11 protein-coding genes are annotated in these 13,453 nt (G+C 68.0%); 5 read left to right on the top strand and 6 right to left on the bottom strand.

Going from position 1 to position 13,453, the window contains the following annotated elements; genetic code table 11:
* Window positions 1-46: 46 nt before the first annotated feature.
* The 3 genes from STHE_RS17555 to STHE_RS19630 all read right to left on the bottom strand — a co-directional run bounded on the left by STHE_RS17555 (window position 47) and on the right by STHE_RS19630 (window position 2,631).
* The gene (locus STHE_RS17555) at window positions 47-2,038 is read right to left on the bottom strand and encodes a hypothetical protein (RefSeq protein WP_012873950.1); all 1,992 of its coding nucleotides are present in this window, start codon (window positions 2,036-2,038) and stop codon (window positions 47-49) included.
* A gap of 119 nt (window positions 2,039-2,157) precedes the next feature.
* A complete protein-coding gene (locus tag STHE_RS17560) occupies window positions 2,158-2,484 on the bottom strand; it encodes a redoxin domain-containing protein (RefSeq protein ID WP_083776218.1) in 327 nt (108 codons plus the stop codon).
* Window positions 2,485-2,493: 9 nt separating this feature from the next.
* The gene (locus STHE_RS19630) at window positions 2,494-2,631 is read right to left on the bottom strand and encodes a thioredoxin domain-containing protein (RefSeq protein WP_083776219.1); all 138 of its coding nucleotides are present in this window, start codon (window positions 2,629-2,631) and stop codon (window positions 2,494-2,496) included.
* A 244-nt stretch (window positions 2,632-2,875) separates the two neighbouring features.
* Between STHE_RS19630 and cysS the strand changes: the two genes are divergently transcribed.
* Complete coding sequence (cysS, locus tag STHE_RS17565; protein WP_012873952.1) at window positions 2,876-4,075, top strand: cysteine--tRNA ligase; 1,200 nt, start codon at window positions 2,876-2,878, stop codon at window positions 4,073-4,075.
* Between the two features lie 341 nt (window positions 4,076-4,416).
* On the opposite strand, the gene STHE_RS17570 is transcribed toward cysS, so the two are convergent.
* Together STHE_RS17570 and STHE_RS17575 are read right to left on the bottom strand one after the other, a co-directional pair.
* A complete protein-coding gene (locus STHE_RS17570) occupies window positions 4,417-5,481 on the bottom strand; it encodes a tartrate dehydrogenase (RefSeq protein ID WP_012873953.1) in 1,065 nt (354 codons plus the stop codon).
* A gap of 87 nt (window positions 5,482-5,568) precedes the next feature.
* Window positions 5,569-6,438: a UbiA family prenyltransferase gene (locus STHE_RS17575; RefSeq protein ID WP_012873954.1), complete on the bottom strand. Its 870-nt coding sequence runs from the start codon at window positions 6,436-6,438 to the stop codon at window positions 5,569-5,571.
* A gap of 160 nt (window positions 6,439-6,598) precedes the next feature.
* Between STHE_RS17575 and STHE_RS17580 the strand changes: the two genes are divergently transcribed.
* The 3 genes from STHE_RS17580 (at window position 6,599) to STHE_RS17590 (ending at window position 10,594) form a co-directional block, all read left to right on the top strand.
* Entirely contained in the window at window positions 6,599-7,045 is a 447-nt protein-coding gene (locus tag STHE_RS17580; protein ID WP_012873955.1) for an Hsp20/alpha crystallin family protein, read from the top strand.
* 164 nt (window positions 7,046-7,209) lie between these two features.
* Window positions 7,210-8,208 carry a mechanosensitive ion channel family protein gene (locus tag STHE_RS17585; protein ID WP_012873956.1) on the top strand — a complete coding sequence of 333 codons (999 nt, stop codon included), beginning with the start codon at window positions 7,210-7,212 and terminating at the stop codon, window positions 8,206-8,208.
* 727 nt (window positions 8,209-8,935) lie between these two features.
* Window positions 8,936-10,594, top strand: coding sequence for an acetate--CoA ligase (locus STHE_RS17590; RefSeq protein WP_012873957.1), 1,659 nt, complete (start codon window positions 8,936-8,938; stop codon window positions 10,592-10,594).
* 158 nt (window positions 10,595-10,752) lie between these two features.
* Here STHE_RS17590 and STHE_RS17595 read toward each other — a convergent pair whose 3' ends face one another.
* Complete coding sequence (locus STHE_RS17595; RefSeq protein WP_012873958.1) at window positions 10,753-12,000, bottom strand: M23 family metallopeptidase; 1,248 nt, start codon at window positions 11,998-12,000, stop codon at window positions 10,753-10,755.
* A gap of 500 nt (window positions 12,001-12,500) precedes the next feature.
* On the opposite strand from STHE_RS17595, the gene STHE_RS17600 reads away from it, so the two are divergent.
* Window positions 12,501-12,806: a cupin domain-containing protein gene (locus tag STHE_RS17600; RefSeq protein WP_012873959.1), complete on the top strand. Its 306-nt coding sequence runs from the start codon at window positions 12,501-12,503 to the stop codon at window positions 12,804-12,806.
* The last annotated feature ends 647 nt before the right edge of the window (window positions 12,807-13,453 follow it).

Below are 13,453 nucleotides of genomic sequence, written 5' to 3' on the forward strand. Positions count from 1 at the left end.
AGGGGCCGGGGGTGAGGGGGACGCATGACGCATGACGCATCTCGCCTCACGGTGCCTGGTCGTGAGTCGCCACGCCAGAGGTGTCGGTCTTGGCGGGAGGTGTCGGCCGCGTGCGCGCCGCGCTGGTGAGGAACAGCAGCGCGGTGCCCGGCTCGACTGGGGTGTTGGGTGGCGGGGCCAGTGAGGGGGTGCCGTCCGGCTGCATGATCCCGGCGAGCACCGCACCGTGCTGCAGGGCGCGCCGGTAGAGCGCATCGAACCGCGCGGGAGTCCCCGTGTCAGGCAGGCGGACCGTCCGAAGGGTCGTCCGGTAGGGATCCAACAGCGCGGCCAGCACCGGCGTGATGTCGGTGCGCAGCAGTGTCCAGGCGAGCGTGCCCCCGACCATCTCGGCGGCACCGGGGAGGTTTGCTCCGCCCGCATCCTGTGCCAGAAGATCCGCATAGGTACTGGAGTAGGCGACGGCCAGCACCGGGACCGCGCCCTGGACGACCTGCTGGGTCGCCAGGTAGCTGAAGACGGCGGCCGCATCCGGCGCGCGTGGATGCTCCACCACGTCGCCGCTGACGATGATGGCGTCTGGCTTGGCGTCCCTGATCGCCTGGCGCAGCGTGCTGCCGTCGGTCGGGTCGCCGTCGAGATAGCGAATCGTCAGCCGGTCGCGTACCCAGCCGGGTACGCTCCGGGAACGCCGCGAATCCGGGGTCTGGCTCAACGACGTGACATGGAACCGCGCGGCCGGGGCGAGGGCGAGTTCCCGCAACAGTGCCACGATCCGGCTATTGAAGCCAACGACCAGAACCGTGCGGACCTCGAGGTCGGTCATCGAGGGGATCTCGCCCGCCCATGCCGGTGTATCGGTGGTGGGCACCTCCCGGAGCGCGTCGGCGGCAGCCGTGTCCGCGGCGAAGACAATGACCGCGTCATCAGGGCCGAGAACCGTGCTCGGGTCCGGCGCGAGCAGGGACTGCGGCGACCCGTCACGAGTCGTCATGACACCGAGAGGCACTGCCGCGGCAAGGTGACCGATCAGGTCGCGGAAGGGGATCCCGGTCAACCGGTCGTCCCGCACCAGATGCAGTCCCGCTCCCTCGCCGCTGACCAGCAAGTTGCGCACAGCCTTCCCCCAGGCGGGTGCAGTCAACTCCAGCGCGAGCATGCCGGTGATGATCCGATCGACGACCACGTCATTGAAGTGCGGTGGGAGGATCGTCTTCGCCGCGTCGGCGTGCTCCCCCGCGTAGAGCACGACGCTCACCAGCGGCGTCGTGTCGGGTGGAGTGCCGTCCCCCTGGTTGAGATACCCGGCGAGCGTCGCCGCAGCCTGCACGGCGTTGGCGTCAGCGGCGCCCAGGCTCGGGTCGATCGTCCCCGCGCCGCTGATCACGATGGCGTAGGCGTCCCGCGCCGCGGCGCGCTCGTAGCTTTCAGGCTGCAGAACATTCCCGAAGGTGATCTGCGTCGTCGTCGAGGGGATCGCCTGGTGCAGCAGATTTTGAAGCTGGGCGCGACGGTCGCGCAGGCTGTCCGGTGCCAGCACCACGATGCTGCGAAAGGGCGTCGGTTCCCCGCCCAGGAGATGTGGCTGGAGGTAGTCGAGCGTCTGGAGGATGTCGGGGGTGGTGTCGTCCCAGCCGACGAAGAGGAGGTGCTGGCGCACGTCCACCGGGAGGTCCGCGCTGGCCAGACGCTCGAGCGACCGTTCGACGACCTCAGTTGCCAGCGTGACGAGGATGCCGACCAGGATGATCAACCCGGCGGCCACCAGGGCGAGACCCACGAGGCGTTGAGCCCATCCCCTATCCTCATTTAGCGCGCCGGGATCGAACAGGTGGTCCATCGTCCACCAGAGCGCGTCATCATAGGAGGAAAAGGCGTCAAGGCTGAAGTACATCACCGTGTTGCCCGCGACTGTGACGATGACGATCCCGGCGAGCAGCAGGATGATCCTGCCCGCCAGGGTGGCCACCTGCCGCTGGAGCCAGACGCCGACCCGCTGGCGTCGCTTCTGCCGGTGCTTCGATGCTCTGCTCGACATGGCAGCCTCGCCCTGGGCGTGTGACGCGTCATGCGTCATGCGTCATGCGTCATGCGTCATGCGTCATGCGTTCTGCGTCGCGGGTCATTGGTCAGGCAGTGTTACTGTCGTCCCCGGCCTCACCCGTGGGCCAGGGCACGCGCTGCGTTCAGGGCCGCATCGGGGTCAGGCATCCCTCGGATCGGTGCGACATCCACGTATCGCACGACGCGGTCGCGATCGACGATGATGATCGCGCGGTGCGAAATGTTGCGGTAGCCGATGAACTCGTCGAGCGTGATCCCGAGGGCGGTCATCCCTTCGCGGTTGAAGTCGCTCAGCATCGGGAAGGTGAGTCCCAACTCCTTCGCCCATGCCGCGGCGGCGAAGTGCGTGTCGACGCTCAAGCCGTAGACCTCGACACCCGACCGACGAAACTCGTCGATCCTGTCCTGCAACGAGGACATCTCGTTGACTCAGCCACTGGAAAACGCGAAGTAGTAGTATGCCAGGACGGCCGGGCGGTCCTGGACCAGCTCCGAGAGCCGCACCTGCTTGCGGTCCGTGGTAATGACCGTGAAGTCCGGCGCGGTCTGGCCGACAGTGACGGTCATGCTTCACCCCTTCCGTACCGCCGGCTATAGGGGCAGGGTTCCTTTGTGTTTGCCCTGCATCGTCTGTGCCCGCTATTGTAGCCCACACCCGACCGGCTCCCAGGGATCGCGAGTCGTCGGCTCACGGGATTGTGAGGGGAACGCGACTGACTGCCGCGGGGTTGGTCACTCAGGAACGTGTTCGGGATGGTAGCATATGGGCTTGTGGGGTCGGGCGAGAGACTTGGGTTGAGGAGGAGGGGTCGTGCGTCTCTACAACTCGCTCACGCAGCGCAAGGAAGAGTTCACGCCGCTCAACGGCAAGACCGTTCGAATGTACGTCTGTGGCATCACGCCCTACGACACCACGCACATGGGCCATGCCATGACGTACCTGACCTTCGACGTCATCAACCGCTACTGCCAGCACCTCGGGTGGCGGGTGAAGTATGTCCAGAACGTCACCGACATCGACGACGATATCCTCCGTAAGGCGCGCGAGGTTGGTGAGCCCTGGGACCGCTTGGGAGACCGCTACATCCGGCAGTTCCAGGAGGACCTGAATAGCATCAACATCCTCCCACCCTCTGTCTACCCTCGGGCCAGCGAAGAGATCCCGACCATCATCGAGATGATCTCAACACTGGTCGAGCGCGGGATGGCCTACGTGCGCGACGGCAACGTCTACTTCCGGGTGGCCAGCGACCCCGACTACGGGCACCTCTGTCGATGCAGCACCGAAGAGATGATCGCCCTCTCGGCCGAGCGCGGCGCCGACCCCAACGACCCCCGCAAGGAGAACCCGCTCGACTTCATCCTCTGGCAGGCCCAGCAACCGGGTGAGCCTGCCTGGGACAGCCCCTGGGGTCCCGGGCGGCCCGGCTGGCACATCGAGTGCAGCGCGATGGCCTACCGCTACCTCGGCCCTCAAATCGACATCCACGGCGGCGGTGGCGACCTGATTTATCCCCACCATGAGAGCGAGATCGCCCAGACCGAGGCGTACACGCAGAAGGAGCCGTTCGCGCGCTTCTGGGTCCACGTGGCCATGGTCCGGTACCAGGGCGAGAAGATGAGCAAGTCGCTGGGGAACCTGGTGCTGGTGCGCGACGTGCTCCGTGACCACACGGCCGACGCGCTGCGGCTCTACCTCCTCAGCAACCACTACCGCGAGTCGTTCGAGTATCAGGACGACGGCCCGGCGCGCTTCGAGCCGCTGGCCGATCTGCTCCGCCGTGCCGTGCGCCTGCCGGGCGGGAGCGGCCCGGCGCTCGATGTTGCCGATACCCACCGTGCCTTCACGGACGCCATCGGCGACGACCTCGACACCCCGACCGGCATCCAGGTGCTGCGCGAGATGGGCGAGCAGGTCATCTCCGCCGCCGAGGCGGGCCGCGACGTGACCGAAGCCCGCGAACTGCTGCGCCAGGCCGCGGGCATCCTCGGCCTGCAGGGGACGCGGTAGGTCTGGTTCTGTTCCGTCCGCCGTGGGTGGACGGCGGGGAAGGCGGCTTCAGCCGGCTGGGGGACGCAGCAGGGCTGAGGCCCATATGCTACGGTGCCCGCCGGTCGGCATGGGCCCGGCGGCTCTAGCCCCGGGCACGCGCCGCGGTGCGGGATCTTACGCGCCACCAGCCTCCGGGATCACGGCATGGCGCGGCTAATGCCGCACCATACCAAAGCGGCGACTCAGGCCGCCGCACTCCATATTGATCCCCAGCCGGCAGCAGCCGGCTTACGTTGTGAGCCCGGCTGACTCCCGCCCCCTGTGGAGCGCGGTAGGCGCGCCGCTCCTGCCTGCGCGCCTCAGCTAGCGGACAGGTGAGCGATCACGCGCTCGGCGACCTGGTCGGTGGAGGCGGTGCCGCCGAGGTCGGGGGTAAGGGTCGTCCCTTCAGCAGTGGTGGCTTCGATGGCGCGCATGACCCGTGCGGCGGCGTCCGCCTCGCCCAGGTGCTCCAGCATCATCGCGCCGGCCCAGATGGCGCCGAGCGGGTTGGCCACACCCCGGCCGGCGATGTCGGGGGCGCTGCCGTGGATCGGCTCGAAGAGTGAGGGGAGCGCCGGATCGGCCGTGAGGTTGGCGCTGGGGGCCAGACCCAGGCTGCCCATCAGGGCGCCGCCCAGATCGGTCAGGATGTCGGCGAAGAGGTTGCTGGCGACCACCACGTCGAACCGTTCGGGCGCGCGGACCATCAGCGCCGCCGCGGCGTCGACCAGCAGCGACTGGACCTCGACGTCGGGGTAATCCGCGGCCACGGCCGCGACCACCTCGTCCCAGAAGACCATGCTGTACTGCTGCGCGTTGCTCTTGGTGACGCTGGTCAGGTGCCGCCGGCGGGTGCGCGCCAGCTCGAAGGCGTAGCGGACGACCCGCTCGACGTTGAAGCGCGAGAAGACGGCCGTTTGCAGCGCGACCTCGTACGGCGTGCCGACGTGGATGCGACCGCCGACCCCCGCGTACTCCCCTTCGGTGTTCTCGCGGACGAAGATCATGTCGATGTCGGCCGGGCCTTTGTCCCGCAGCGGGCCGGTGATGCCCGGCAGCAGGCGGATCGGGCGGACGTTGACGTGCATGTCCAGCGCCTTGCGGATGGGGAGCATCAGGCCCCAGAGGGTGACGTGGTCGGGGATGTGAGGCGGGTCGCCGACCGCGCCGAGGTAGATGGCGTCGAACCCCTTCAGCGTCTCGATTCCGTCGGCGGGCATCATCGCGCCGGTTTCGCGGTAGTAATCACTGCCCCAGGGGAGATCGGTCCAGACCAGCTCGGCTGATCCGGCAACGGCGGCTTCGAGGACGGCCTTGCCCGCCGGAATGACCTCCCGGCCGATCCCGTCCCCGGCGATGACGGCGATGCGGTAGCGCTGCACCTATCGTGTCCTTCCCGGTGTGCCCACATTCGAACGACGAGGGGATCGTACGAGGGATCCGCGGACCGGACAACTGGGAAAAGGGGATCACACACCGAGAGCCACGAGCCATCCGAACCCCAGGGCGACAGCCCCGGCGCCGATAACCTTGAAGAGGTGGTGCTCGACGCGCCCCGGAGCGCGGGTGTGGGTCAGGCGGGCGGCGCCGAGCGCGAGGAGCACTGCCCCGGCCGCGAGCAGCGCGGGCAGGGGCCGGTCGGTGAGCCAGAGCGCCGCGATCGCCACCTGCGTGGCGCCGAGCGCCGCCGCGCCCAGGCAGGCGGCGAGCGCGCGGTCCCGGCCGAGCCGGGCGACGAGGGTGCCGGCTCCGGCCGCTCGGTCGCTGGCGGCGTCGGGGAGCGACTGGGCCAGGTGGACGGCAAGGACCATGAGCGCCCCGAGCGGGTAGAGGAGGAGCAGGCGCGGGTCGAAGCGTGCCAGCGTGACCCAGGCACAGATCGGCAGTAGCGGCAACGCCACGAGGTACGGAACCCAGGACCAGCGGGTCGGCTTGAGCCAGAGGTCGTAGGCGAGCCCGGCGCCCGTTCCGAGGCCGACCAGCGCAAGGGGCAGCAACCCCAGCGGCGCGCCTGCCACCAGCATCAGCGCCAACCCCCCGGCCGTCACCCTGAGCGCGGCACGGGGGGAGATGAGGCCGGACGGGATCGGCTTGGCGCGGCCGGCGGCGGCGTCCAGCTCGCGGTCGCAGTACTCGTTCAGCGCACCGATCGCGATCTGCCCACCCAGGGCTGAGAGGAGAAGGAGGGCGAAGCGGACCGGTTCGGGGCGCCCCCTGGTGGCGAGCAGACCGAAGAGTGCGAGGGCGGCGATCACGAGCAGCACCGCCCACGGGTGCGGTAAGTCGCGGTATGCGCGCAGAGTCGCGGCGCGCCGCTGGGGAGCGGTGGGTCGATCCATGGCTACGGTCCCGCCCTGAAGAGCCGCCTGGCTGCATTCGCTACGGTACCACGATACCCCGGAGCCCGGTTGTCGCGGGAGGCAGAGCGCGGTTATACTCCGATTAGCACTCTCCACCGGAGAGTGCTAACGAAGGGACGTAACGAAGGAGGGCAGGCCGATGTCCACCAACCGGTGGGATCCGTGGCGCGACCTCGTCACCCTACGCGACGCCATGCACACGCTTCTGGAAGACGGCCTGACGCGACCCCGGCCAGGGTTCACCGCCACCACCGCCGACGTGCCGGTCGACGTCAAAGAGACCGACGACGCCTACGTGGTGCTGGCCGCGCTGCCGGGCGTGGAGCCGGCTGACGTCGAGATCTCGGTGCTGGGCGACACCCTGCGCATCAGCGGCGAGTTCAAGGATCGCGAGCCGGAGGGCACCCGCTGGCTCATGCGCGAGCGGCGCTTCGGTTCCTTCGCACGAACGATCGGGTTGCCGACGGCGGTCAATTCCGAGCGGGCCACTGCCCAGTTCTCCAACGGTATCCTCTCGATCCAGCTCCCCAAGGTCGATGCGGCGCGGCCGAAGACGATCCCGGTGCGCATGGCCGGCGCGGAGTAGCAACCTCGAACATCACCCACAACCCCCTTAGTGTTCCTGGCGCACGCGGCGAGGCGATCTGCCTCGCCGCTGTTCCTATCTGGCACAGGTGCGCTTGGCGGGCCACGGGTCCGTCCGGTAGGCTATGGGCCGCGAGATCGGCTACCACAGGGAGGGGGACACCTGTGCTGATCGCGCCCCTCGTCGCGTCCGCGATCGACGAGTCCGTTCAAGAAATGAGCGACCGTACCGACCGGTTCGTTGCGCTGTTGCTCGACCTGGGTACGCGCGCCATCGGTCCGGCGATCCAGATCCTGATGATCGTCGTGCTCAGCCTCGTGCTGCTGCGCCTGCTCCGCTCGGTCGTGCGCCGGACCGTCAGCCGGGTGATGGAGCGCGCCGACACGCCGCCGCGTGAGCTCGCCAGCAAAGCCAACACGCTGGCGAATGTGATCGAGTCGGCTGGGCGCATGCTGATCCTGATCGTGGCCGGCATGATGGTGCTGAGCAGGCTTGGGGTCAACATCGCGCCGCTGCTGGCGAGCGCCGGGATCGCGGGCATCGCGATCGGCCTGGGGGCGCAGAGCCTGATCAAGGATCTCATCGGCGGCTTCTTCATCCTTTTCGAGAACCAGTTCGGTGTCGGCGACGTGGTTCAGATCGGCGACGCCTCGGGTGTGGTCGAGCAGCTCAGCCTGCGCCGCACCGGTCTCCGCGCGATCGACGGCTCCTTCATCGTCGTGCCGAACGGTGACATCCGCACCGTGACCAACATGACCAAGGACTGGTCGCGCGCGGTCGTCGATGTGGCGGTACCGTACGACGCCGACCTGAACAAGGTCATCGAGATCCTGCAGGGGCTCGTCGCCGGGCTCGATCAAGACCCGGTCGTGGGGGACGCCGTGCTGGGGCCCGGGGAGATCACGGGCGTCGAGGCGCTCGAGTCCACCCAGGTCAAGTTGCGCCTCCTGGTCAAGACCAAGCCGATGGAGCAGTGGCGGGTCCAGCGGGAACTGCGCCGCCGCATCAAGGATGCCTTCACGGACGCCGGGATCGGCGCGCCCTACCCGCGCAGCGTCACCCTCTTTCGCCCGGTCGACGGAGACCTCGGCGAGCGTCTGCCGATCGGCGACTCCCCGCGTACCGTCGAGGGGGACAGTCTCACCGACAACGGACAACGTTAAGCGAGAACAGGGCTCCCGTGAGGGCGCCCTGTTCCCGCTGGGCAGGTGAAGCCTGGAGTGCAATCTAAGCGACCGCGAATAGCGGTCTAATGCGAATGTGCAAGTTGCGTGCCACCCATTCCTGCCGGATTGGCCCGAGCGTGGTCATACGCAGATATCCCGGTGCGTGCCGCGGACCGACGGAGGTTGACTAATGTGATGGGCCTCCGGCGGTGACAGATGCCGGGGGCGGGCGGTGAGGAGGTTCCGGCGCCGTGGTGCGTGCCCGGGGGTAAACCCCCGGGCTGACAACGGAAAGCCCGCTGAAGCGGGCCGTAACCAGGCGGTGTGAGACTCCGATGATGCGGTGCCCGCGGGTAAACCCCCGGCCCCAACCGGGTCTTGGACACTGTATCACCTGGTGATGAGACCCTGTTGCCGCAGCCGGCTTCAGCCGGCGTTCATGTGTGAGCCCGGGGGTTTACCCCCGGGCACCTACCACCGCCATAGACCCGTATACGCCAAACGCCAATACCTCCGCCTGATTCTTCTCCGCTGCCGGACAGCCCGGCATCCTGCCAACCGGATCATCAAAGTCCCCTTTGCCGGTTTGACGCACCTCCCGCCTATCGTTACCATGGATCTAAGCGATCCGTACAGCCAAAAGACCGAGCCACGCCGAGGGTAGTCCATGGCGCACCTCGAGTGACGCGCACATCCTCGACCTCACGCAGCGAAGGAGGCTCCTATGGCGTCAGCACCCAGCGTCGAACCCAATATGCGCGACTACGAGGAGACTCGCCGGACGTTCCGCTGGGACGTGCCCGAGTACTACAACTTCGCCGTCGATACCATCGGCATGTGGGCGGCCGATCCGGCGCGGCCGGGCATGGTGCACGTCGACCACGAGGGGCGTGAGCGGACGATCACCTTCGCCGAGTTCGCGCAACGTTCCGACCGCCTCGCGAGCGCGCTGCGGCAACATGGAATCGGGCCGGGGGACCGCGTGCTCGTCGTCCTGCCGCGCGTGCCGGAGTGGTGGGAGGCGATCCTGGGCATCATGAAGGTCGGGGCGATCTCCCTGCCTGGGACGACGCTCCTCCGCCCGCGCGACCTGGAGTACCGCATCAATGCCAGCGGCGCCAAGGGGATCATCACCGACCCGGAGGTGGCGGCGCGGGTGGACGAGGTCGCCGGATCCTGTCCGACGCTCACGGTGCCGATCGTCGTCGGCGGCGAGCGCGACGGGTGGATCAGCTACGACGCTGCGCTGGCTGAGGCGCCTGCGGATTTCGAGCCGGTCCGCACCCGGAGCGACGACCCCTGTATGCTCTACTTCACCTCAGGCACGACGGCGCACCCGAAGATGGTGCTCCACACACATGCCTCCTACCCGATCGGACACGTTGTCACCGGGCGGTTCTGGTTGGACCTGCGGCCCGGCGATCTCCACTGGAACCTGTCGGACAACGGCTGGGCCAAGGCCGCCTGGAGCAGCCTGTTCGGTCCCTGGTCGGTCGGAGCGACCCTCTTCATCCACGACGCGCGCGGCCGGTTCGATGCTGGGCAGACCCTGGCAACGCTGGAGCGTTACCCGATCACCTCCTTCTGCGCCGCACCGACGATCTACCGGATGCTGGTGCTGGAGGACCTCGCGAAATTCAAGCCGGCGGCCCTGCGGAGTTGCGTCGGGGCGGGAGAGCCGCTGAACCCGGAGGTGATTGAGACCTGGCGCGAGGCGACCGGCATGACCATCCGCGACGGCTATGGGCAGACCGAGAGCGCCGTGCTGGTGGCCAACTTCCCCTCGGTGCCGGTGCGGGTCGGTGCGATGGGCAAGCCCACGCCCGGATTCGAGGTGGCGATCATCGACGACGAGGGGAGGGAGCTGCCGCCGGGCGAGGAAGGGCATATCGGCGTCCGGATCAAGCCGGGGCGCCCAGTTGGTTTGTTCCATGGGTACTACGGCGATGAGGCGCTGACCAATGAAGTCTTCGCCGGAGAGTGGTACTACACCGGAGATCGCGCCCGGCGCGACGAGGACAGCTACTTCTGGTTCGTCGGGCGCGCCGACGACGTGATCCTGAGCGCGGGCTACCGCATCAGTCCGTTCGAGGTCGAGAGCGCGCTGCTCGAGCACCCGGCGGTGGCGGAGGCAGCTGTCGTCGGCAGCCCGGACCCAATCCGCGGTCAGATCGTCAAGGCATTCGTGGTGCTGGTCCCCGGTACCGAGACGTCGCCGACCCTGGCTCAGGAGATCCAGGACTTCACCCGGAAGGTCACCGCACCGTACAAGTATCCGCGGGAGATCGAGTTCGTGGCGGAACTCCCCAAGACGATCAGCGGCAAGATCCGCCGGGTCGAACTTCGCGAGCGCGAGGTCGCGCGTAAGGGCGGCGGGTCGTAGCGGATTGCGGTTGCAGGACACGTTAGCGCTCCGGCCTCACACCGGCGTCGCTCCTTTGACCCTCTTGCGGGACGTTTCGTCCTCTTGGTCCCTACGCTTGACAGACCCTCATGCGATGGTGCGCCGCGCGAGGATCGCGCGGCGCACCGACGTGTGTCTCAGTCGGGGAAGTCGACGATGTTGAGGTTGAGCGGGAACCGGCGGCGCTGCGGTTCCGGGGGATCCAGGCGACTCTCGACCCAGTTGCCGGTCAGATCGTCGCTGCCGGCGATGTCCCCCGCCTGCCCGGCCAACAGGAAGTTGCGGAAGATGTAAGGGAAGCCGTCCGATCCGAGCACTTCGGGTCCGGTCGTGACGTGCAGGTGCAGGTGAGGGGCGGCCGTATTGCCGGAGTTGCCGAGATTGGCGATCACCTGCCCCCGCCGCACGCGGTCGCCCGGCTGGACCCGGATCGTGCCGAGCTTGAGGTGGGCGTAGTTGACGAAGTAGCCGCCGCCGATGTCGAGCACGACGTGGTTGCCGTCGACGGTGCGGGTGGTGATCGTGGCCGGATCGGGCAGTTCGCCCGGCACCTGGTCAGGCAGCTCATCGAGCACGTCGACCACGATCCCGTCGGCCACGGCCAGGACATCGGAGCCGTAGCCGACATAGTTCTCGACGTCCGACGGGTCGCCGACAACCAACCGGCCCTCGCTGTCGAGCCGCATCCAGTCGATCGCAAAGCGCTGGGCGTCCCAGTAGCCGCCGTTGATCGTCTGGATCGAGCCGCGGTGCACGATCTCCGGATTGCAGCAGCCGTTGATGGCGACCCAGCCCGTGCCACGCAGCGGCGGCCCGAGCACCGGCAGCCGTCCCCCACGGAGACTGAAGCGGGCGGCGGTGTAGTTCAGCGGGGTGGGCTCGGTGGCGCCGGGGTTGCTGGCGGCGAGCAGTTCGAGGTGGTGCTCGACCGCCTCGGGCACGGCGTCGCGCCTCGGGAAGGCCAGCTCGATATAGAAGAAGCGCCCGCCGTTCGGCTCGATCGCCGCGTCGGTGGCCGGCTGTGGGGTGAGGGTGCGCAGGCGCTCGACCACGTCATCGCCTGCGTAGTCGGCGACGACGCGGTCCGGGTCGTCCGCGTCCAGCACCTGGATGCGCTGGATCGTCGCCGGGGCCAGCTTGCCGTTGGTCAGCAGCAGCTCGTACACGACGTGCCACTGACCGTCGCTCCCGAGGACGGGTATCGTGTCCGGACCAACGGTCGAGACCGTGACCGGGGTGAAGACGTCTTCGGCTGGGGTCGGAGCGTCACGCGAGTGCGACGCTGGGGACGGTGCATCCGCCAGGGCGCCGGGACCGATGTCGGCGAGGGCTGCGAGGACGACCGCGAGCGTGGCGAATAGGACCAGCCCGGCCATCCGTTTCATGGCCTCACCCCCTCTCGCTTCCACGAAACGTGGACGATCAGCTTCCCGATGCGCTCTCCCCGGATTCTGCGGACGTGGAGGCTGCCCGCCGCACTCACGGTGCCAGTGTGTGGAGGGTGCGCCCGGTCTGCGCGGTGCTGTCGCGCGGCACCTTCCACGACTGTCAGATTGGGCCCCTGCGACGGTGAGCAACGTGGCCCGCTGGATGGGGTGGCGTGCGACCGGCACCCGTCAACGCGCAACCCACGTAGCCGCCGCTGCTGTCGGGATTCTCAGGTGACCATGAACTGATCGTTTGAGGATATCTGTGGGTGGCAGGGTGTCGGTAGTGACCGGGCGCCCCGCTACGTGACTTGCTCCTGGAGAGCGGCGTGGGGTAGACGCGCTATACTGCGTGAGACTGGGCGGGTGTCGAGCCCGCCCTTGTGTGTCCCCGCCGGCCGGCACCGGCGGGGCAAGCTGTAAGCTGCTCCCCGCGAGGGACGATGAGGAGGAACATGATGTCGGAAGCCGTGTCCGCTGATCGCCCGTTGGCCGTGCCGACTCGGCAGCTTGAGACCGAGCGGGTGATTGTCACCGAGTGGCGGTTCGCGCCAGGCGCGCACACCGGCTGGCATACCCACCAGTACGACTACGTCGTGGTGCCGATCACGACCGGTCAGTTGCGGCTTGAAACGCCGAACGGGACGGTGACGGCAGACCTGGTTACCGGTCAGTCGTACAGCCGGGAGAAGGGCGTTGAGCACGACGTGATAAACGACAACCCCTTCGAGTTCGTCTTCATCGAGATCGAGCTCAAGCCCTAGGGCGACGGGGCAGGCGGATTGGCGAGCGACGCTCGCGAGATGGGTGGGGGATGCGCCCAATGCGGGGTGGTGGGGGAGCCCACACCGCCGTCCGTGACCGAGACGGGTGGTGCGCGGATCCTTGCACCGTGCTCACGGCCCGGGGCTGAAGCCGCCGGGCTGACCAACAAAGCCCGCTAAAGCCGGCTGAGAGGAATTGGGCCCGCGAAGAGGTGATGCGGAGCCAACCGTCCAGGTCGGTGCCCGGGGTCATGAACTTTGACGAACTACGAACTAATGTGGTGCACCCGCCAGCCACCCGGCGATGAGGGTGGCGCCGGTGGATCACGGTAGTAGGTCAAACTCCATGACCCCCCTATTCAGCCCGGCGGCTTTCGCCCCAGACCCTGACCGGTTGGCGGATACCTAACACCCGGGTGTAAGGACTGGTACCCAGCCGGCTCTAGCCGGCTTTCCTTGTCAGCCCGGGGGGTTACCCCCGGGCACCCACCACGGTGTGGGAACCTTCCCGTCACCCGCCCCGGGCACGGATGGCGACTTGTACTTGCGCCGCTATCTGGTCGTTGCACTCGGCATCGGCCGGGGACACGTTCAGCCGATGGACGGCCCCTCTCGGCCCACTCTTTAGGGCTGGCGCCGTACGTACA

Origin of the sequence: Sphaerobacter thermophilus DSM 20745, assembly GCF_000024985.1 — a bacterium.
Classification (GTDB): domain Bacteria; phylum Chloroflexota; class Chloroflexia; order Thermomicrobiales; family Thermomicrobiaceae; genus Sphaerobacter; species Sphaerobacter thermophilus.

Coding starts and splice junctions, on each gene's coding strand:
- STHE_RS17555 (WP_012873950.1), bottom strand. CDS start 2,038: ATGTCGAGCAGAGCATCGAAGCACCGGCAGAAGCGACGCCAGCGGGTC.
- STHE_RS17560 (WP_083776218.1), bottom strand. CDS start 2,484: ATGTCCTCGTTGCAGGACAGGATCGACGAGTTTCGTCGGTCGGGTGTC.
- STHE_RS19630 (WP_083776219.1), bottom strand. CDS start 2,631: ATGACCGTCACTGTCGGCCAGACCGCGCCGGACTTCACGGTCATTACC.
- STHE_RS17575 (WP_012873954.1), bottom strand. CDS start 6,438: ATGGATCGACCCACCGCTCCCCAGCGGCGCGCCGCGACTCTGCGCGCA.
- STHE_RS17580 (WP_012873955.1), top strand. CDS start 6,599: ATGTCCACCAACCGGTGGGATCCGTGGCGCGACCTCGTCACCCTACGC.
- STHE_RS17590 (WP_012873957.1), top strand. CDS start 8,936: ATGGCGTCAGCACCCAGCGTCGAACCCAATATGCGCGACTACGAGGAG.
- STHE_RS17595 (WP_012873958.1), bottom strand. CDS start 12,000: ATGAAACGGATGGCCGGGCTGGTCCTATTCGCCACGCTCGCGGTCGTC.
- STHE_RS17600 (WP_012873959.1), top strand. CDS start 12,501: ATGTCGGAAGCCGTGTCCGCTGATCGCCCGTTGGCCGTGCCGACTCGG.